This is a genomic window from Pseudomonas sp. B19(2017) (genome assembly GCF_002113165.1).
In the GTDB taxonomy this organism is placed as follows: Bacteria; Pseudomonadota; Gammaproteobacteria; order Pseudomonadales; family Pseudomonadaceae; genus Aquipseudomonas.
Window position 1 is genome coordinate 196075 of sequence record NZ_NEJR01000005.1, and the last position, 20493, is coordinate 216567.

The 20493-nt window shown below is 61.8% G+C and carries 18 protein-coding genes; 8 read left to right on the forward strand and 10 right to left on the reverse strand.

Features of this window, described 5'->3' with window-relative positions:
• Positions 1-64: 64 nt before the first annotated feature.
• From CAF70_RS10105 to CAF70_RS10125, 5 genes are all read right to left on the reverse strand, one after another.
• On the reverse strand, positions 65-556 hold the full coding sequence (locus CAF70_RS10105) for a hypothetical protein (RefSeq protein WP_013971966.1): 492 nt from the start codon (positions 554-556) through the stop codon (positions 65-67).
• Between the two features lie 163 nt (positions 557-719).
• The gene (locus CAF70_RS10110; RefSeq protein ID WP_085624562.1) at positions 720-1274 is read right to left on the reverse strand and encodes a DUF4174 domain-containing protein; all 555 of its coding nucleotides are present in this window, start codon (positions 1272-1274) and stop codon (positions 720-722) included.
• A 195-nt stretch (positions 1275-1469) separates the two neighbouring features.
• On the reverse strand, positions 1470-5957 hold the full coding sequence (locus CAF70_RS10115; protein WP_085624564.1) for an NEL-type E3 ubiquitin ligase domain-containing protein: 4488 nt from the start codon (positions 5955-5957) through the stop codon (positions 1470-1472).
• Positions 5958-6038: 81 nt separating this feature from the next.
• Complete coding sequence (locus tag CAF70_RS10120; RefSeq protein WP_085624566.1) at positions 6039-8399, reverse strand: DNA polymerase II; 2361 nt, start codon at positions 8397-8399, stop codon at positions 6039-6041.
• A gap of 154 nt (positions 8400-8553) precedes the next feature.
• Complete coding sequence (locus tag CAF70_RS10125) at positions 8554-9474, reverse strand: LysR substrate-binding domain-containing protein (protein ID WP_085624568.1); 921 nt, start codon at positions 9472-9474, stop codon at positions 8554-8556.
• 159 nt (positions 9475-9633) lie between these two features.
• Here CAF70_RS10125 and CAF70_RS10130 point away from each other — a divergent pair, with 159 nt between their 5' ends.
• The 7 genes from CAF70_RS10130 to CAF70_RS10160 all read left to right on the forward strand — a co-directional run bounded on the left by CAF70_RS10130 (position 9634) and on the right by CAF70_RS10160 (position 15124).
• Positions 9634-10422: a YqcI/YcgG family protein gene (locus CAF70_RS10130; protein WP_085624570.1), complete on the forward strand. Its 789-nt coding sequence runs from the start codon at positions 9634-9636 to the stop codon at positions 10420-10422.
• A gap of 2 nt (positions 10423-10424) precedes the next feature.
• Positions 10425-11051, forward strand: a complete 627-nt coding sequence (locus CAF70_RS10135) for a LysE family translocator (RefSeq protein WP_085624572.1) — start codon at positions 10425-10427, stop codon at positions 11049-11051.
• A 40-nt stretch (positions 11052-11091) separates the two neighbouring features.
• Positions 11092-12174, forward strand: a complete 1083-nt coding sequence (locus CAF70_RS10140) for a hypothetical protein (protein WP_085624574.1) — start codon at positions 11092-11094, stop codon at positions 12172-12174.
• Positions 12175-12320: 146 nt separating this feature from the next.
• Positions 12321-13007, forward strand: a complete 687-nt coding sequence (locus tag CAF70_RS10145) for a sel1 repeat family protein (protein WP_371915945.1) — start codon at positions 12321-12323, stop codon at positions 13005-13007.
• Positions 13008-13239: 232 nt separating this feature from the next.
• Positions 13240-13932 (forward strand): AzlC family ABC transporter permease, encoded by a 693-nt coding sequence (locus CAF70_RS10150; RefSeq protein WP_085624755.1) that lies wholly within the window; start codon positions 13240-13242, stop codon positions 13930-13932.
• Complete coding sequence (locus CAF70_RS10155) at positions 13929-14243, forward strand: AzlD domain-containing protein (RefSeq protein ID WP_085624578.1); 315 nt, start codon at positions 13929-13931, stop codon at positions 14241-14243. Before CAF70_RS10150 ends, CAF70_RS10155 begins: the two co-directional genes overlap by 4 nt.
• Complete coding sequence (locus tag CAF70_RS10160) at positions 14240-15124, forward strand: AraC family transcriptional regulator (protein WP_085624579.1); 885 nt, start codon at positions 14240-14242, stop codon at positions 15122-15124. The genes CAF70_RS10155 and CAF70_RS10160 overlap by 4 nt, the downstream gene beginning before the upstream one ends.
• 50 nt (positions 15125-15174) lie before the next feature.
• Here CAF70_RS10160 and CAF70_RS10165 read toward each other — a convergent pair whose 3' ends face one another.
• A complete protein-coding gene (locus CAF70_RS10165) occupies positions 15175-16392 on the reverse strand; it encodes an MFS transporter (protein WP_085624581.1) in 1218 nt (405 codons plus the stop codon).
• A 506-nt stretch (positions 16393-16898) separates the two neighbouring features.
• Between CAF70_RS10165 and CAF70_RS10170 the strand changes: the two genes are divergently transcribed.
• Entirely contained in the window at positions 16899-17126 is a 228-nt protein-coding gene (locus CAF70_RS10170; protein WP_003250422.1) for a hypothetical protein, read from the forward strand.
• Positions 17127-17252: 126 nt separating this feature from the next.
• On the opposite strand, the gene CAF70_RS10175 is transcribed toward CAF70_RS10170, so the two are convergent.
• The 4 genes from CAF70_RS10175 to CAF70_RS10190 form a co-directional block, all read right to left on the reverse strand.
• The gene (locus CAF70_RS10175; RefSeq protein WP_085624583.1) at positions 17253-17735 is read right to left on the reverse strand and encodes a copper chaperone PCu(A)C; all 483 of its coding nucleotides are present in this window, start codon (positions 17733-17735) and stop codon (positions 17253-17255) included.
• A complete protein-coding gene (locus CAF70_RS10180) occupies positions 17736-18344 on the reverse strand; it encodes an SCO family protein (RefSeq protein WP_085624586.1) in 609 nt (202 codons plus the stop codon).
• Positions 18345-18684: 340 nt separating this feature from the next.
• On the reverse strand, positions 18685-19269 hold the full coding sequence (gene nfuA, locus CAF70_RS10185) for a Fe-S biogenesis protein NfuA (RefSeq protein WP_003250416.1): 585 nt from the start codon (positions 19267-19269) through the stop codon (positions 18685-18687).
• 58 nt (positions 19270-19327) lie between these two features.
• On the reverse strand, positions 19328-20362 hold the full coding sequence (locus CAF70_RS10190) for an acyltransferase (protein ID WP_085624588.1): 1035 nt from the start codon (positions 20360-20362) through the stop codon (positions 19328-19330).
• Positions 20363-20493: the final 131 nt, after the last annotated feature.

Below are 20493 nucleotides of genomic sequence, written 5' to 3' on the forward strand. Positions count from 1 at the left end.
GCAACAGGCACAACGCCCCGCCTGACCAGCAGGAGGGGCGTTGTGCGGTTCATGGGGTAGAGGGTCAGGATTTGCCGGTCAGGTGACTGAACAAACCTTCAGGCATGGCCTTGCCATTCGCCTGGTAGATCGCCTTGAGGTGATCCGCGGCCTCCTGTTCGGAGATGAAACCATCATGGTTGCTGTCGATCTTGTCGAAGTCACCGGCACGGTCTTTGGCCACCGCCAGGAACTCGTCGCGCGAGACCTTGCCGTCGTGGTTGCTGTCGGTCTTGGCGAACGAGGCATCACCACACTTGCCCTCGCCACACTTGCCTTCGGCACCGGCCTTGGCGCTGGCGCCGCATTTGCCCTCACCGCATTTGCCTTCGCCCTGGGTGGCCTTGGCGCTGCCACCACATTTGCCCTCACCACACTTGCCCTCGCCGGCCACCTTGGCCGAAGCCAGCTGGTAACCCTGGGCCAAAGGCTCGACAGCAAAGGCGCTGCTGCTCAATGCCATGCTACCGATCAGGGCAGCGCCGAGCAGGCCGAGGGTGTTTCGTACTTGTGTCATGGTGTCGCTCCACTGTGGTTGGAATGTGGAGCCATTAGGCCGTTGCGGTATGTCGTGGATGTATCGCGCGGGGTGCGGTTTTGTATGGGAATGGGTCTGCGGCGTGGGCAGATACAATGGAATACACGACGGCCCCAAGGCGCCTCGGGGCCGTCGTGCGGGGTCAGTCTTCCAGCGGTTTGGGCGGCGCGGCAGGTTTGGCGGGCTTGGCTGGCTTGCTGTCCTTGGCCTTGGCTTCCGGTGCCGCTGCAGCCACAGGTTCGGGCGCCGTCATGGCTTTTTCGCTGGCAGGCAGCTCATCGACCGCCTTGAAAATAACCTGCGGATCGATGGCCCCGCCCTCCTCATCGTCCTTGAGCATGTGCCGTTCACCGTCCTTGCCCACCAGGATCACCTTGGTGCCTTTGCTGGCACCCAGCTTCAACTCGCGTATCAAGGCCATGGTAGTCTGCTGCTCCAGGTTCTTGTCCTCCCGCTTGCCCATCATGTTGGCGACGCTGTAGACCACCAGGTTGCGCTCTTTGAAGGCCGCCTGGGTGGCCGGGTCCTTGAGGGCTTCGTTCAAGCCGCGCAACGTCGGGTCGGCGCTGCTGGGCGCAATGACGACCAAGGGCCTGGCCTTGCCCAGTTCCTTGGCCAGCGGCGCGTCACTATCGGCAGCGGACACAGGGCCGACCAGTGCGAGCAAGGTGGCGAGGGTCAATGACCGGACGAGCATGCGTATCTCCTTATTCTCTCGATAAACCAGAAGACTACAGATCAGGGAGAAAGATCCGACAAGCGAGCGTAAACCAACCTGGCGCTGCGGGGCTTCAACGAAAAGTAACTGGCCATTACCAGACGTAGCCTGTCATCCGCTCCATTCACGCCCCCTCGCGCTCGGCCTTGACCTGAGAATAGCCCAATGTGCCCCTTACACCCAGCGATGCAGAGCGTCAGTAGTCAGTTGCAACCGGGTATCTGCAGTCCACTGCTCGACCTTTGCTTTGGCCACTTCGTCGGCAAGGCTGGCCAACTCGGTTTGCATGCTCTCCGGCACCAACAGCTTTTTCTCGTAACGGGTCTGCAGATACTTTTCCCAGAACGGTTGTTCGACCATCCACACTGCCACCAATTCGGCAGTTTCATTCTGCATCACCTCACTCCGCACGCGCGCAACCGCGGCATTGTCCAGGTTCGGAATCCCTTCATGGAGCATGCTCTGCGTGTTGACCGGTAGGTCCAGGTCGTCTCGCAAGCGGATCGAATAAGCCAGCGCCCATTCGATCGACTCGTTCCCGGCACCTACCGCCTCGGCCTCGCGCAACGCGATGAAGTTGACCTGCTGCTGTCTCCACAACCGCCGCGCCAGTTTCACCAGCGCGCTCTCCTGGTCACGCGAAGGGGCCCCCTGCTCTGCATCCCAGACGAGACATCGGATTTCGAGCTGCTGGAAAACCACCATTGCATTGTCCGCGCAGTTCTCGATCACGGCACTGGCGAATATGTCTTTGGCCAGTGCCGGCGCATCCTCGATCTTTTGCATCATCGCCAAAACCCGCGAAGCCAGCATCTCCCCATACCGGGGGTGGAGGAAGTCCCGCGAGCGCAGGAGCTGCGCCAACAAGCGCATGAAGTTCTCCGCTCCATCCATCAGCTCGGTACTGATCCACAAGCAACCAAGATCCTCGCGCTGTTCACCGTCCAGGCGGTCCAGCCAGCGCAGTTTATAAGGGACTGTGCTGGTTTCCGGAATTTCCCAGGCTTCCTGTAGCTCTGCAGCCTGGCGCTCCAGGACCGGGTTGCCCGAGAGCACCACGTAGCCGTTCTGCCACAAACGGGACTGGGTGAAATCGCGGGGCAGCGACGCAATGGCGTTGTTGGAAGCGTCGAGCATGTACAAACTCTGGCAGTCCATGGTGCCTTCGGGAAGCGCGGCCAGCCCGGTATTGCGCAAACGCAGTTCGGCCAAATGCTCCATCCGTGCAACCGAAAACGCGCTTTGCAAGCGATTGTTCGACAGGTTCAGGTAGCGTAACTGCGGACAACTTGCCAGCATCTCGGCCTCAAGCGCGTCCAGCGAAATCTGATTGCCGGTCACGTCGAGTATGCGCAGGTTGCCAAGCAACCACAGGCTGCTTGGCAGATGTCGCAGCTGGTTGTAGCCGAGCTCCAGAGATGTCAGATTCGGGAATGAGAGCAGAAACTGCGCCGGCACCGCTTTCAACAGCAGGCTGCGCAGGGAAAGTTCGGTAACATGCGGGAAGGTGAACAGCGGTCCCAGCTCTGGCAACGACTGCAGGTCATGCCCGCTGTACTGCCAGATTACCGACCGCCGTTGCCCCTCGGGGGTAACATGATCGGGCACCCGTTCCCGCCAGCATTGCATGATCGCTTTGCGAAACCGCCTGCGTTCAGCCCTTTCACCGGCCATCAACCCGTGGCGCTCCCAGCTTCGCAGATGGTCACTCAGCCGGCGTGCTTGCTCTTCGAGTATGCCAAGCTCACTGGCGGTATCGCGTCCAGATGCATGCAACCTGGCCAGCCAGTCTTCGATTTTTTCATCGGAGTAATCCGGGTAAAGGTCGCGTAGACGTGCCGCGAACGCCCGGGGTCGCGACGCAGGCCGGGCAAAGCGTCCCTGACAGCCGCCCAACGGGTAGCCGATCCTGCCGTCGTCCAGCCGCAGCGGCGTCAGCAACCATGGCTGTCGAGGATCTTTGCCCAAGGCTTGGACGAGCACTTTGCTGTGCGCCTGCACTTGCCGAGCCAGCAGTTCTCTCAAGCCTTGGGCATAGGGTTGATGGATGCCGAGGGCCGCAATATCTGCAGGGGCGAACGCATCAACCAGTATTTCGAACAGCTCGCCGGGGCCGCGCAACTCGACGCCCAGCGCGTCCTCAAGCCCGAATAGCCCGTTTTCATGCACCAGCCTGTAGTTCGCTCCATTGCCACTGGTAGTCATGACCGGCCGCGGACTATCGCCATCGTAGAGCCGCCAGCGCGGCCTGATCTCCCTGGTGTCGAAGTTATCAAGCAGCGTCAGCGCTACCTTGGCCTGGTCCAGCGACTGAGGCGTCTGGATGAACAACGCTTCGCAGGCTCGCGCAACACGAATGCGCAGTACGCTCAACCTGGCCCGGGTGACCAGCCGGAACGGCACCCTGCCGCTGGCCAGGGCCTGAAAATCGACGCCATGCTGTGACAACCCGTTCACAAGCTCGCGGGCAGCCAGGCGATGCAGGCTAGGGAATGTGCGGCGCAACGTCGCCGATGCAGCGTCGTCTGGTTCCTGCTGCTCTTCGTACAGCTGTTGGAACAGTTGGCGACGTCTTGTCGACAGCTGCGCTGCCAATGCTGGCCCCTCATGCTCGGTAACGCCAGGTAATGCGCGGGCCCTCAGCAGCAACGGCGCGTCATCCGCTACCCGCCCAAGCTTCAAATCGTCCAGCAAGGCCTGCAGCCGGCGGTCGATAAGCAGGCGTTCAACGGTATCGACCAGCTCAGCTTCAGCCGGCCGACCATAAACATGCAATGCCCGAAGGTAATCTGCATCCAGTGCGTGGATGGCCATGGCCTGGTCAATCTGTTCATCATCCAGGCGAGCAAAACGCTCACCCAGACGGCGGAACATCCTGTGCTTGTCTGTCCAGCTGGCAGGTTGCTCGGTCCATAACCGCCAGGCACCGGCGTCATTGTGGCGCAACAAAGGCCCATGGCCACCTCTTGGCGCCAGCTGCCATTCTTCATCTGCGCGCTGGACGATTTCATAATAATGGCCGTCCATGTTCATCCAGCTTCTGTCCTGGGCACGGTAGATGCCCATTGCATCGGCTACCTCCTTTGCAGGGGGGGCAGCACTGCGAAACGGCACCAGGTCTGCATTCCAGAGTTTCTCGGTACCGTCTTCCAGGCGCGCTGGCACCCACTGGTCCACTGCAGCCCAGGCCCGGCTCGCTTCCCGCCATACCACAGCAGTGGCACCGATCACGGCCAGGTCTTTGGCCACGCTGAGCACATGTTCCATTGCTGCGCTGGTATCGCCCTCGCGCCAGTCCTCCACGGCCTGGAACAGCTCGCCCAGCAAGTCCCAGACCATTACCGCCAGCAGCAGTGCATTGAGTGCCGGGATGAACACGCCAGCCACTGTTGCCAGTGTCCAACCCTCGGCAACCAGCCTTTGCCGATGGGCTTCCTGGGCCTTGCGGTCGAGGTCTGATACTGGCGTCGCAATCAGTGCAGCATCGTCCTTGATGTGCTCGATGCGCGCCCAGGCAAGGTGCTCGAACAACGGCAACGGGTAGTCGCGCATGTGCTGGTCCATTTCCCGGGTAGCCCAACTGGCGACACCCACCAGGTCCTTTGCAACCCTGGAAAAGAACTGCTGGCTGTCGCGCCGACGCACGAAACGCCTGAAGAACGACTGGTAGCGCGTATCCCGCAGACGCTGGCCCAGTACTTTGCGGGTGAAGCTTTCAAGGTCGGGGCTTACCGTCCAGGAGCCATTGGGGTCATCGGGAATGTAGACAATGATCTTGCGGCTGGCGTTGAACAGCCAACCTTCGTGAAGTACTTCCAATATCACGATCTGTTGCAAATCACAGCCGAACGCACTGAGTTGTCGGGCCACGACTTTCGACTCGTAGAATGTGCCGGGGCGTCCCTGCTTGCACAGGTCCAGCACCAGTTCCAGTTCGGCGGCACTCAGTATTCCATCGCTTTTGGCCTTGCACGCATCGATCAGCATGACCGAGCTGTACAGTTGGGCAAGCGTCGAAGCCATGTTGCGCCAGCCGCGCGCCTGGGTGCTCGGCGCTTTGAGCACGGTGTCCAGATGCTGTTGATAGCGCCTGCCCAGATCCAGCTGACGGCACAAGCGTGCGAAGGCAGGTGCGGTTGGTGAGGTGAGCCGTTGCGACAGGCTATCGACGATGCAGTTGTCCTTGTGCTGTTCGTTTCGCCCCTCGCCGGGTGTGAAGTTGTCCAGTGCCGCCTCGATCAACGGCACTTCGAAATAGTCCTTGTCCGCCACCGGGTAACGCCCCCACACAGTGCCCTGGCTTGGAGCTGTGTAGGTGTACCAACGCCTGAAAAACATGCCATCAACATTTTTTTGGGTGCCGAATTCTTTTTGCATGGCACGTTGAAGCAACGGCTTGACGAAATGGTCGATACCCTCGATTCGCGCAAGCTCCTTTGCCAGCCACTGTCGACAGGCCAGGCTGTCTTTCAACGCATCGCGCAATGCAGCATGCTGTGATTCATACAAACCGTTGACCGGTATGTTCTGCTCGGTCGGCGATACGATACGCAGCCGGCGAATCCATCTGGGCAGCCGCTTGACGATGAGGCCGTCCTGATAGGCCTGCTCCATGGCCAGCGTATCGACGGTTGGCGGTAGTTCCTGGCTGGGTGTAGTCACGTTGTTGCGCCTCGGGCTGATCCAAAGGCCCGACACTAGACGCAGGCTTGCCAAGCGATAGGCTAGATAGGTACCACCTCTTCAGAACAGCGCCAGCTGCTGGCCGGTCAAACCTTCGAAACTGTCGCCAACGAAAGGCAGGATGGCATCGGCCACCGGTTGCAACTGCCGCGTCAGGTAATGCTCGTAGTCCACCGGCGCTTGCAGGTTTTCCAGAGGTTCAGGGCCTGCCACGGTGATCAGATAGCTGATCCAGCCGCCACGCTGGTATTGCATCGGGCGGCCAAGGTGGTGGTTGTAGTCATCGGCCAGCCGGGCCGCGCGCACGTGCGGCGGCACATTGCGTTGATAGTCGGCCAGTGGCCGACGCAGGCGCTTGCGGTACACCAGCAACTCGTCCAGCTCACCGGCAAGCGTCTGCCGCACATAGTCGCGCACGTAGTCACGGTATGGCTGGCCACGGAATATCCGCCCGTACAGCTCTTGCTGGAACTGCCGGGCCAGAGGCGACCAGTCGGTACGCACCGACTCCAGGCCCTTGTAGACCATCTGCTCGCTGCCATCGGCCCGCTGCACCAGCCCGGCGTAGCGCTTCTTGCTGCCTTCGTCCGTGCCGCGGATGGTGGGCATCAGGAAGCGCCGGTAATGCACCTCGAACTGCAGCTCCAGCGCGCTTTCCAGGTTCATCTGCTCGCGCAGGTGTTCGCGCCACCACTGGTTGACCTGGGTTACCAGCTCGCGGCCGATGCGTGCTGCAGCCTCTTCGCCGTGGGCGCCCTTGAGCCAGACGAACGTGGAGTCGGTATCGCCGTAGATCACCTCATAGCCCCTGGCCTCGATCAGCGCGCGGGTCTGGCGCATGATCTGGTGGCCGCGCATGGTGATCGACGAAGCCAGGCGCGGGTCGAAGAAGCGGCAGCCGCTCGAACCCAACACGCCGTAGAAGGCATTCATGATGATCTTCAGCGCCTGCGAAAGCGGCGCGTTGCCCTCGCGCTTGGCCGCTTCCCGGCCCTGCCATACCCGCTCGACGATGGCTGGCAGGCAATGCTCGCTACGGGAGAAACGCGCACCGCGGAAGCCTGCCACCGAATGTTCATCGTCGGGCAGGCGCAAACCTTCGACCAGCCCCACCGGGTCGATCAGGAAGGTACGAATGATCGACGGGTACAGGCTCTTGTAGTCCAGCACCAGCACCGAGTCGTAAAGGCCCGGGCGCGAATCCATGACGAAGCCACCGGGGCTGGCCTCGTCAGGGCGGCTGCCGAGATTCGGCGCGACGAAGCCCAGGCGGTGCATCTGCGGAATGTACAAGTGGCAGAACGCGGCCACCGAGCCTCCACTGCGGTCCACGGCAAGGCCGGTGACCGATGAACGCTCCAACAGGAATTCGAGCAGGCGGGTATGGGCGAAAATGCGCGTCACCAGCTCGCAATCCTTGAGGTTGTAGCGCGCCAACGCCGGTTTGTCCTCGGCGAAGCGGCGGTTGATTTCGTCCATGCGCTGGTACGGCGTGTCGATGGCCTTGCCTTCACCGAGCAGGGTCTGGGCGACACTTTCGAGGCTGAACGAAGGGAAGCTCCAGGTCGCCGAGCGCAGTGCCTCGATGCCGTCGATCAGCAGCCGCCCCGGGGCATCGGCGAATACATGGCCACCACCGGCATGGCTGCGCAAGGTCATCGGCGCGCCATTGCGCCCAAGTGCCAGCGGTACCTGCAGCAGCCTGGCGTGTTCATGCAACAGGCGCAGGTCGAACTGGACCAGGTTCCAGCCGATGATTGCGTCCGGGTCATGCGTGGCCATCCACTGGTTGAGGCAGGCCAGCATCTCGGCACGGTCGGTGCAGTAGTGCAAGTGGAAGTCCAGGCAGTCAGCCGTGCCGTTTGCCGGGCCGAGCATATATACCTGGCGCTGGCCACAGCCTTCCAGGGCAATGCTGTACAGCTCGCCCCGCTCGCTGGTCTCGATGTCCAGCGACACCAGGCGCAGCGGCGGGCGATAACCCGACACTGGCTTGAGCTGGGCCTCGCAGAACACGCCTTGGGCATCCGGTTGGCCGGTGAACTGCACCGGGGCGGTGATGAAGCGCTCCATCAGGTAGCGCTCGGGCGGGCGGATATCGGCCTCGAACACCTCGATACCAGCCGCACGCAGACGTTGCTCCAGTTGCATCAGTTGCCGGTGCTGACGGCAGTAAAGGCCCAGCATCGGGCGTTGGTCAAAGTCCTTCAGTTGCAGTGGCCGCAGCTCGACAGCGGGTTCGTTGGCCAGCAGCACCCGTGCGTGCGCTTCCTGCGCCTGAGGGATGAATGCCACCGATACCTGTGGCGCCAGGCGCAACTGCCGTGGCCCCTGGTCGGTGGCCAGCCAGAATTCCACGCAGGTGCCTTCGGGCGTGTCATGCCAGTGTCGGGTCAGGACAAAGCCCTGCTGCAACTCCACCGCGTCGACCTCTGAATCGTTTGTTGTGCTGATTGCGGCGATTCTACCGCCGATGCACCGTCGCAGCGCGTTTTGTTGGGGCCAACCGGTGTTTGTCGCAACATTTACAGCGCCGGTCGCTTGCCGGTGGCCGGCCGCATGCTGGAACGCGTGTTCAACCGTACAGGTAGTTGATGTCCTTGCAGGCCAGCGGCGGCACCTGGCCAAGCAGGAATTCGCGCAGCTTGTGCATCTGCCGCGCCTTGGGGCTGGCCTTGAGCCAGGTCATGTAGTAGCCGTCACCGGTAGCCACCGCATGCTTGAACGGCGTGACCAGGCGGCCGGCCGCCAGGTCGGCACTGGCCAGCACCAGGTCGACCACCGAAATACCCAAGCCTTGCTGTGCGGCCGAGATGCCCTGGTCGAGGGTATCGAACACTTGCCCGTGGTCGATACTGATGTCCAGTGCGTCCATGCGAGCCAGCCAGCGCCGCCAGTCACGCCGGTCGGGAGACGGGTGCAGGAACTCGCACTGGGCCAGGTCGGCCAGATCCGGTTGTGCCTGGGCCATGTAGTCGGGGTGGCACACCGGGATCAGCCACTCATCGAACAGCTTGAAACTCTCGATATCGGCGGGAAAGCGCCCGTTGGCCAGGAGGATTGCACAGTCGTAGGGTTCGGAATAGAAGTCCACACTGTCGATGTCCATCCACACGCTGGACAGTTGCACGCTGCAGTTGTCCTCGATCTTCTTGAACCCGTCCAGCGCCCGCAGCAGCCAGCGCACGGTGAGCGTGGACGGCGCCTTCAAGCGCAGGCCGTAGCGATCCTGGCGCAGCAGGGCGCAAGCATTCTCGATGATCTTGAAACCAACCTTCAGCTCCTGCGCCAGCAGGCGACCATGCTCGGTCAGGGCCAGTTTCGGCCCGCGACGTTCGAACAGGTCGCAGCCGAACATGGCTTCGAGGGTCTTGATGTGGTGGCTGACAGCGCCCTGGGTCAGGGCCAATTCTTCCGCGGCGCGGGTAAACGAGCCATAGCGAGAGGCCACCTCGAAGGCACGCAGCGCGTGCAAAGCCTGAATCCGTTCCGACATGGCGACGCCCTGAGCATGAATAAGACTAATAGTAGGTCATAGTTCCACGCGTTTTACAACGTCAAGTACGTCTTGGAAAATGCAGGTAAATAACAAACATAACCAAGATCCTGCCTGCATGTGTCTGGAACGTTCATCAAATTTACGCCTGGGGAAATCATGTCGACGGGTTATGGAACTTGCTATCGCCTGGATGCGCTAGAGCTGGCCGCTGAACATGTCCGCAACACGCAACATTGGACCTTCAAAGCCGTAGAACATTTTCGCAGTATTCTCGCCAACCCCGAGTTCCCCTGCCTGTTCGGCCGCAAGGCGGTAAACGGTGCAACCTGCCACATCCTCTTCGCCCGCGCCGGGCAGCTGGCCGATGACATCGCCATGGGCCTGGCCGACTACGTGCGCACCGTCGCACCTGTCCCACCCAAACAGCGTATCGGCAGCCCGCTGGTGGTGTTTCTCGAAACCGCTGCCGACTACACATTGGCCGAGCAACAGGCGCTGGCCTGGAAAGTGTTGCGTGGCGTGCACGCGCGCGACCCGCAGCCCTGGCCGCAGAGCATCCCGACCGATCCCGACGACAACGCCTGGTCGTTCTGCTTTGCCGGCATGCCGTTGTTCATAAACATGAACTTCCCTGGCCACCAGCAGATGAAAAGCCGCAACCTGGGACCACACATAACCTTCGTCATCAACCCGCGGGCGAACTTCGACGAAGTAGCCAACGCCAACACCGAAAGCGGCAAACGTATTCGTGAGCGCATCCGCGAGCGCGTGCACCATTACAACGACGGCATCATGCCCGACACCCTTGGCTTCTTCGGCGAAGCCGACAACTACGAGTGGAAGCAGTACCAACTGCAGGAAGCAGGCTCGCTCAACCCGTCCCGCTGCCCGTTCCACGCCCATGCCGCACACCCGGCAACACCCGACATATTGATCGAGAACTGACCGTGAATACCGCACTCACTGCCACCTATGCCCTTACCGTCCTGCTACTGATTGCCACACCCGGCCCGGTGGTGGCACTGATCGTCAATACCGCGGCTGCCTCCGGCTCACGCAAGGCCATGTTCACCGCTGTCGGCACCAACTGGGCATCGCTGGTGCTGATCGGCGCGGCGGCCTGGATCATCCTCACCAGCGCCGCCATCGACAAGGCCTGGCTCAGCACCATGAGCCTGCTGGGTTGCCTGTTCATCGGCTACATCGCCGTCGGCACGCTGCGCGACGCCCTGCAGGCGCCTGCCGCCGAGGCGCCGGGCGAGCTCGCCAAGCCGGGCCGCGGCGGGCTGCTGCAAGGTTTCATGGTGGGTATTTCCAACCCGAAGGACATCATTTTCTTCATTGCCTTCTTCCCGCAGTTCATCCAGATCACCGAGTCGTTCGGCAAAAGCATGGTGGTGCTGTCGCTGCTGTGGGTAGCCATCGACTTTGCCGTGCTCAGCCTCTACATCTTCGCCATCGGCAAGATCGCCTCTCAGCGTAGCAACCGCATGATCAGCCTGGCCTCGGGGGTCGCCCTGCTGCTGATCGCCGCCGGTGGCCTGCTGTACAACCTCAAGGAACTGGCGGCCTGAACGCGATGCAAAGTGCCAGCGGCGACAGGAAGGAGAGACCATGACCACGCGTGACACGAGCCCGTCGCCTTCGCCGTTGCAACAGGACTACCAGCGCTTTCTGCTGCTGGGCAGCCAACGTGCACCGCACACCGTGCATGTACACGAAACCGGCTACCGCTCCGGCACCATCAACACCGATGCCCTGGGCCTGCGCTACAGCCACTGTGCCGGCAAGCGCTTTTCGGTGGCCGAACGCGGTAGTGCAGCGCGCATCAACCTGCTGGTTGGCGGCTCCACTGCCCTGGGCATCGGTGCCAGTTCCGACGAACACACGGTGGCCTCACACCTGTCGATGCTTACCGGCGAAGTCTGGCTGAGCCTGGCCGGCTGTGGGCTCAATGCCAGCCAGGAGCTGCTGATGTTTCTCACCCATCAGCACCGCCTTGGCCAGCTCGGCCACGTGGTGGTACTCAGCGGCCTCAACAGCCTGGCCCATGAAGCCCTCTGCGAAGTGCTCGCCAGCCTGAATGGCCCGCAGCATGCCAAGGCCTACCAAAACTTTCTCACCAGTTTCAGCGAAGGCATACAAGCCACGGCGGCGCCGCGCCGGCAATCGCTATGGCAGCGTATCGGCCAGGCCTTGGCCACATCTCCGGTCGCAATGCCTGCCACCTGGACGCTGTCGCCCCCGGAAAAGCGCCTGGCCCGTGCCGCCGACAACATTGGCCGGACCTTGCGCCAATGGGATCGCCTGCTGGCAAACAGCTACTCCACTCTCACCTTCATCCTGCAGCCATTGCTGCCTTGGTGTCGGGATAGCCTGCCCGCTGGCGAGCAGGCCATGCTCGACGCGCTGCAGCGGCAACCGGCGAACTTCGACCGTCTGCTGGACGGCGCATTCGACAGCCAGTTGCACTCGGCCTTTTTCCGCCGCATCAAGAGCCAGGCCGACCCGGTCCCCTGCTACGACATGAACTGCATGCTCAGCAGCTCGCCGGTGTTCGGGGCTGACCTGTTCATCGACCGCCTGCACCTGAACGATCTGGGCAACAATGCCTTGGCCAAGGTCATTACCGCCAAGCTTGGCCTGGCCCAGGAAAAACATGCCCAGCGCAAGGTCACGCCGATCAAGCTCGTCTGACAGTTGCCGGGTGGTCTTCCGGCAGGCCCCTTGGGTGGCTAGAATAGGCCGTCGTTCCGATCTGCCAGAGGCGCACGCTTGACCGCCATGAACATCGAAGCCGTCCATCAGTACCTCGCATCCCGTGGGGCTTGCCTGTGAACCGCATGCTTCGCTTGCCCCCACTGCTGATCGCCCTGATGCCACTGGCGGCGCATGCGCTGGAAGTGCGCATCGACCCTCATGCCGACCTGCTCTACCGGCAGGCATTGCCCCTGCTGGAACAGGCCGATAACCAGGATGACGGCGCCAGTACGCTGCGCACCGCCGTGGGCGGCGACCCGGAACTCAGCCGCCAGGGCCAGGCCATGGCCCATACCCTGCCGACCGCGGTCGCCCTGCTGAAAAAGTCGGTGGAACTGGGCCACCCGGTCGCACAGTACCGCCTGGCACTGTACTACATGACCTACCTGCCGGCCGCGCAAATCCCGGATGCCGCCTGCCCATTGCTCGAAGCCAGCCTCAAGCAGGGCTTTGCCGCACCGGCGCCGGCCATCGCCACCTGGTGCCCGCCCTATAACGTCAGCAACGAGTACCGTTCTGCGCTGGAGGCCATCCCCAGCATGGCCACCGTATATGCCCCGTACTACCCGCAACCGGCGACGCGCCTGGCCTGCAACCGCAGCCGGCCACAAGGCCTGGAAATGCAATGGGGGCGCCAGCGTGACTACCAGGCCGAGGTGTACCGCCTGCTCGGCGACCTGGACCCGCAGCACCGCCAGAGCCTGCTGCAGAAGGCCGTGGACACCAACGGCTGCGTGACGGCGCAGCAGCACCTGACCAGCCGTCCCTGACCATCAGCCGTCGCGAACCCCTGGGAGCAGCTGTCTTGCTCAATTTCTAAAAGCTGGCGCGATCACTGTGGGAGCGGGCTTGCCCGCGAACACGGGCCAAGCCCGTGCCATCCACCGCGATGTCTTCTTCGGGGGAACCCGCTCCCACAAGATCGAGACCAGCAAGATCGTTCAAGCCATCCCCCGCCCCGTCTGGCATGCTGGCCTGCCACGTCCACGCACTGCAGCCACCATGCCCCACATCGCCCGCCAAGCCTTCCTCCACGGCGCCATCGCCATTCTCCCGTTGTCCCTGGCCGTCGCCCCCTGGGGCCTGCTGGCCGGTTCCATGGCCATCGAGGCCAGTCTCAGCGCCTGGGAAGGGCAAGGGCTGTCGGCCATTGTCTTCGCCGGTGCCGCGCAACTGGTGGCCATCGGCATGCTCAAGGGCGGCGCCAACCTGGCATCGATCCTGCTGACCACCCTGCTGCTGACCTCGCAGCACCTGTTGTACGGCCTGTCGATGCGCCCGGTACTGTCCAGCCAGCCGCTGCGCTGGCGCCTGGGCCTGGGCTTCCTGCTGACCGACGAGTTCTTCGCCCTCACCAGCCAGTACGACCAGCAGCAGTTCAACCGCTGGTACGCCCTGGGGGTGGGCCTGACCTTCTATGTCGCCTGGAACCTGTTCACCCTGGCCGGCATCCTGCTGGGCCAGAACATTCCGCACCTGGACCAGTTCGGCCTGGACTTTTCCATCGTCGCCACCTTCGTCGCGCTGATTGCCCCACTGGTGCGCAACCTGGCCACAGGGTTGTGCGTAGCCGTGTCGCTGTTCTGTTCGGTGCTGTTCAGCCACTGGCACTGGGAAACCGCCCTGGTGGCCGCAGGCCTGCTGGGTATGAGCGCCGGTTTCATCTGCCAGAAGTTCGCCGGAGCCCGCGCATGACCTGGATCCTGATTTTCGCCATGGGTGCCATCGTATTCCTCAACCGCTATGCGTTCCTGGAGCCCCGCCTGCCCTTGCGCCTGAGCTCGAACGCCCGGCAGTTCCTCGGCTTTGCGGTACCGGGGATGCTTACCGCGATCTGCGGCCCGATCATCTTCATGCCCGAGCACCAACTGAACCTGAGCCTGCTCAACCCCTACCTGCTGGGTTCGCTGGTAGCCATCGCCCTGGTGCTGTTGACCCGCAGCGTGTTGCTGAGCATGCTGATAAGCATGTTGATCTTCTTCCTTCTGCGCAGCTGGCTGGCATGAGCCCGCCCCAGCGCGAGCAGACACACCTCTGGCAGGCGCCGGCACTGGGCGACGTCGAGATGTTGCACGCGCGCTATTTCCAGCAGCGCTTCGCCCCGCATGTGCATGAAGGCTATGTATTCACCGTGATCGAGTCGGGCGCACAGCGCTTCTGGCATCGCGGCAGCGAGCACCTGGCGCCGGTCGGCAGCATGGTGCTGATCAACCCCGACGAGCTGCACACCGGTGCCACCGCCCACGAAGCGGGCTGGCGCTACCGCGGGTTCTACCCGGAACATGAACGGGTAACCGGGGTGCTCGACGAACTGGAACTGGGCCGCCACGGCATGCCCAGCTTCAAGGACAGCGTGATCCACGACCCGGCCCTGGCGCTTGCCTTCAGCCAGTTGCACCAGCTGTCCGAAGCCGGCGCCAGTGCCCTGCAGCAGCAGACCGCCTGGCGCCAGGCGGTGCTGGCCCTGGTGCAACGGCACGGGCAATGCGCCGAACCTGCCGCCCCCGGCCACGAACCGCTGGCGGTGGCCCGCGCCCGTGAGCTGCTGGAAAGCCAGCTGGCCGACCCGCCCTCGCTCGAAGCACTGGCGGCTGCGGTCAACCTGTCGCCGTTCCACTTCGCCCGGGTGTTCCGCCAGGCCACCGGCCTGCCGCCGCATGCCTGGCTAAAGCAGCGCCGGCTGGCCCGCGCACGGGAAATGCTGAAGAGCGGCCTGGTGGCGTCGGAGGTAGCGTTCGACCTGGGCTTTGCCGACCAGAGCCATTTGAGCAGGCAGTTCAAGCAGGCATACGGTGTGTCGCCGGGGGCCTATCGGCAAGCATGTGTTCATTCGACCGTGCCAACCACCACCTCCAAGGACTGGACACCTTCGGGCTTCCCTTCATAGCCCTCCAGGCCTCGGCAACGCAGTCCCATGCGTCAACATCGAGCGCCACGCTATATACGATTGTCGGTGTCATCCGCATTCCCTTTCAGGTTCCAGCGCACAGGCGCGATAAACAGCATCGACGTCATCCAGAGGAAGGTTGCCGGCCCCGCCAGCACAAACACCAGACTGGCAACCAGACCTGAAACTGCATCACCAATGACGGCCGTGAAGTAGTAAAGGGAAAAGTTCCTGCCCACTTCATGCTCACTGGACAAACACTGAATGTTGGTCACGATAGCGATATCAACAAATGCACCGATGAAGCCGACCAGGAACAAAACCGACAGAAACAGCCAGCTGTTGAACTGCAGCGCCACTGCTGCGGCCAAAAACAATGCGCCGTATAGCAGCCAGTAACGCAGCACCAACCGTGCGGTTGTGCGCGGATTGAAGCGTGTGTAGAGCACGCCCCCCAGAACGGTGCCGGATGCAAGCAATGAGAATACGTAACCCACCGCTGCTTCGGATATGAAATGCTCCAGTACCGAAGCCGGAAGGATGAAGCGAATCACTGACGTCGCAAACATCGCGCAGACCGTGGTGCAACCAATAACGGCAAACAACGGCGCATTGCTGGCCCTTAGCTGGCTTACACTGCGCGCAGCATCGCGGACGATGGCACGCCCATCAAAGGCCTGCGTGGCACTTTGCCTGCCAGGCCCCAGGGTAAGGATGGAAATGGCCGACAGCACCAGACACGTCGCAAAAAACAAGAACGTTGCTTCGCGAGAAAGCAGTATCACGCAGGCCGAAAAAACCAGCGGACCGATAATCGAGGCCGCATCCTCGATCACCTGGACACCGCTATTGACTGAGGCCAACTGCTCCCTTGCGACAATTTCCGGGAAGTACGCGCGAAATGTCGGCGCATAGAGGCATTCGAGCGCCGTCATGACCATCGCAAGACCAACCAATAGGGGTAATACCGGTTTAAACAGGCCGAACAAGGCAAAGAAGGCAAGCGCCAAAAGGCCTTTGGCAGCCTCGACTGCCAACAGGGTTTTCTTTTTGTCGGTATTGTCCGCCAACCACCCACCCAAGGGCGAAAACACGACACTTGGCAAGTAACGAAAAAAATAGGCAATGCCAATCAGAAGCAGATCAGCATCGGTGAGGGACACGATTGCCACAGCAAACGCAGCTTCAAAGGCAAATTCACCACATTTGGAAAATCCATAGCCAAACGCCAGCGATCGCGTTCCGTAGTTAAGACTCAGCGCTTGCATACCTCATGCTTTCCTCAGCCAGTGGCATAAATCAACTCATACTCGGTGATATCTCACCCAGGCACATCAAGCCGCTCGAAAGCCAGTTTCCTTTCATGTGCTAACTTCTTTTCAGACTATTTGGAATTTCCCTTGTATCGCTTGGGCAACTACAACCTAAGGCTAATCGAGCATCACTCTCAACATCCAGGTTGTAACAGCGCCACAGCCTGAGGCGTGGTTCGAACCAGACCCAAGAACATTCCTACAAGTACACTTAATGAGGCGGGAAGATCTTTGAATGTGCGACCCTACGAAACAGAGCGCCTCAGCGCATCGCTTTCAAGCGCCAAATGGCATACCGCATACATCGCAACGGAGCCGACTTTAAACACGTTGTTTATAAGTAACGAGTTATTGCAGCGCCTCAGAAGCAGCCATTTGCCGCTACCTCTACCCAGCTGCAATGACAGCCGTGCGGCGCCAGCCCTCTGCTACACTGACAGGGCTGAATGGAGGATCCTGCCATGTCCGAAAGAGAGCTCACCACCCTCCTGTCGCTGATGAACCAGCGCCAGGCCTGCCTGAGCAGTGCCTGCAAGGAGATAGCCGACTGGATCGACCGGCAGGGCGACGTGCCCGCCGCCGGCAAGATCCGCGCAAGTCTCAAGGCCCTGGAGGCTGATGAGGCGCAGGTCCGCAAGACCTTGACCTCGCTGACCCTCGACAGGCCGCTGCCCAGGTTTCGCAGCTGATTGAACCGAGGGCTGCCTTGCAGCCCATCGCGACACAAGGCCGCTCGCACAGGGGATACGCGTTCTCCTGTAGGAGCGCCTTGTGTCGCGATGGGGCGCAAAGCGCCCCCAAAGGGTTCAACCTGATCAGTGCTTCATGTGCATGTGATCATGCCCAGCGCCCGCTTCGGCGTTGAGCGCACGCACTTCGGCCTGCACTTCCAGGGTTTCCTTGACCCCCTTGGCATCTTCGATAGTCAGGGTCAGTGGTACTTTCTCGCCTTCCTTCACCTGATTGTTCAGGCCCATCAGCATCACATGCAGGCTATTCGGGTCGAGGGTCACTGCCTTGCCGGCCGGTAACTCGACCGCCTTGACCTCACGCATGCCCATAACGTCGCCGTTCATGGTCATCTCGTGCACCTGCACGGTCTTGGCCACAGGTGACGCCACGCCCACCAGCTGGCTGTCGCTGCTGGCAGTCAAGGTCATGAAGGCGCCAGTGGACTGCTGGTGCGGCACGGTCGCACGAACCCAGGCATCACTCACCGTCGTCTGGGCCAGGGCCGGCAACCCCAGCCCCATCAGCACAAGGGCAGCCAAGCCGCGTTTGATCGGTTGCATCGACATTCAGCAAATCTCCATCAGGGTGACCAGGTCTTCGGCGCATTCCTTTGCAGTCAGGGAATGGCCCAGGCTAAGGCGCAGGGTGCCACGCGTATCGTAGACGTAGCTGGTGGACGAGTGAGAGACGGTATAGGTATCGCCGGCCGGTACCTTCTCGTAAAACACCTTGAATTCCTTGGCCACCGCGGCGATTTCCTCGGGGGTACCGGTCAGCGCGGTGAACGACGGGTCGAACGCCTTGACGTAGGCATCGAGCACTTCGGGGGTATCACGCTCCGGGTCCAGGGTGATCAGCACCACCTGGAACAGGTCGCGATCGCGGCCCTTCAGCAGCTGACGGATTTGCGCCGCACGCGCCAGAGTGGTCGGGCACACCGCCGGGCACTGGGTGAAGCCGAAGAAGATCATCGGCATGCTGCCGTAGAAACTCGAAAGGGTGCGCACATTGCCTTGGGTGTCCTTGAGGCTGAACTTGCGCCCAAGGATCTCGTTGCTCATGTTCTTGCCGTGCTTGAACTCAAGCCCCCGGGCCGGGCTGCAGCCTGCCAGCAGGCCAAGCCCGAGAACGCCCATCCCGGCGACAACTGCGCGCCGGGTATAAAGATCATTCATGAAACCATCCTTTACAGGGAAGGTGCCGGCCCTCGGGACGGGCCGGTCGAAAAACCGGGGCATTCTGGCACGACACCCCGAGGGGTTCTACCCGACGAAGGCAAGGACCGGCTGCAGCCCTTTGAATACGGGCTGCGGCCTGTTGTCGCAGGGGTTGAAACAGTAACACTTTGTTGCTAAGGAAGTACGTTCAACGCGATCCCTGTAGGAGCGGCCTTGTGTCGCGAAAGGGCCGCGCGGCGGCCCCGGCAATATCAGCTTCGCCGCAAATATCCCGGGGCTGCTCCGCAGCCCTTTCGCGACGCAAGGCCGCTCCTACACACGACAGAGCGCGTCAGCCTCAGTAGTAGGCGTTCTCTTTCTGGCTGTGATCAGTCACGTCACGCACGCCCTTGAGCTCGGGAATACGCTCGAGCAGGGTGCGCTCGATGCCTTCCTTGAGGGTTACATCGGCCTGGCCACAGCCCTGGCAACCACCACCGAACTGCAGCACGGCAATGCCGTCGTCAACCACGTCCACCAGGCTCACCTGGCCGCCGTGGCTGGCCAGGCCGGGGTTGATCTCGGTCTGCAGGTAGTAGTTGATGCGCTCGTTGATCGGGCTGTCTTCGTTGACCATCGGCACCTTGGCATTCGGCGCCTTGATGGTCAGCTGGCCACCCATGCGGTCGGTGGCATAATCGACCAGTGCATCTTCCAGGAACGGCACGCTGACTGCGTCCAGGTAAGCGGTGAAGCTCTTCAGCCCCACGGCGGTGTCGTCAGGCTTCTCTTCGCCCGGCTTGCAGTAGGCGATGCAGGTTTCGGCGTACTGGGTGCCCGGTTGGGTGATGAAAATGCGAATGCCGATGCCAGGCGTATTCTGCTTGGAGAGCAGATCGGCCAGGTAGTCATGGGCGGCGTCGGTAATGGTTATAGCGCTCATGTAGGTTCCTCACAGACTTGCGGCCAAGTGTACGCCAACCCGGCCTTCGAACAAAGTCCTAGTATTTGACTCGGGAAAGCGCATATTCAGGGGCCCGCCCTCTTGGCGCCGCCAGCCAGGCCTGCATGCGCCGGTACAGGCCGCGCTCCAGCCACTGGTAGCTGAACCACGACATTAGTCCAATGGACGGCACGCACAGGGCGAACACCAGGTACGGGTTCAATTGCAGGCGCTGGCTGGCGAACCAGCCGGCGTACAGCACCAGCACATGGACCAGGTACACCGAATACGAACAGTCGCCCAGCGCCTTGAGCAACCGGTTGCCGCGAAACACCGGTTCCAGTGCGACGAAGGCCAGCACGATCATTGCGCTCGGCACGCCCCAGTGCAGCAAGCGCCGGGAAGCGTCCAGGTGATAGATGGCAAGGCCTGCCACCGCCAGCAACGCCAATGGCAGCCAGCGGCCCTGGTGGATCAGCCCGCGATGGTGCAGCACGCCCAAGCCGATGCCGAGCAGGAACTCGTAGATGATGTCGTTATTGTAGAAGCGGCTGAGCACGCCCAACCGGCCCAGTATCTCGCTCGCCAGCAGCAGCGCGGCGGTGACCAGCAGCTGGTGATGACGTTGGCGCACCAGGAAAGCAGCGCCGAACAGCAGGTAGAAGAACATCTCGAAGTTAAGCGTCCAGCCTACGTTCAGTGTCGGGTACAAGCCATAGCCACCGGGGTTTTCCGCCGGGATGAACAGCAGTGAAAGCAGCAGGTGATGCCATGTGAATGCCTGGTGCGGCATCCATTGGCTGCAGGCCAGCAGCAGGGTTGCCATCAGTGCCGTATAGAACCAGTAGGCCGGGACGATTCGCAACGCCCGGTTGAGCAAAAACTGGCGGGGCTCGATGACCTTGTCGCAAGTCGACAGGTAAATGACCAGCCCGCTGATGACGAAGAATATGTCGACGCCTGCGGCGCCGCGGTCGGTGAACAATTGGCCGATGGGGCCCGAGGCTTGGAAGTCGAAGAAGATCTGCATGAAATGGTGGCAGACCACCACCCAGGCGGCGAACGCCCGCAGTGCCTGAAGCGAATACAGCATGGAGTACCCTGCAATTGCCGGTGCATTGAGGCCCGGCGAGCGCACCGCGCTCGTTCGCGGGCTTGCCCGCTCCCACAGGGCTCATGCCATGCCCGAAAGCACTGCAATTCCTGTGGGAGCGGGCAAGCCCG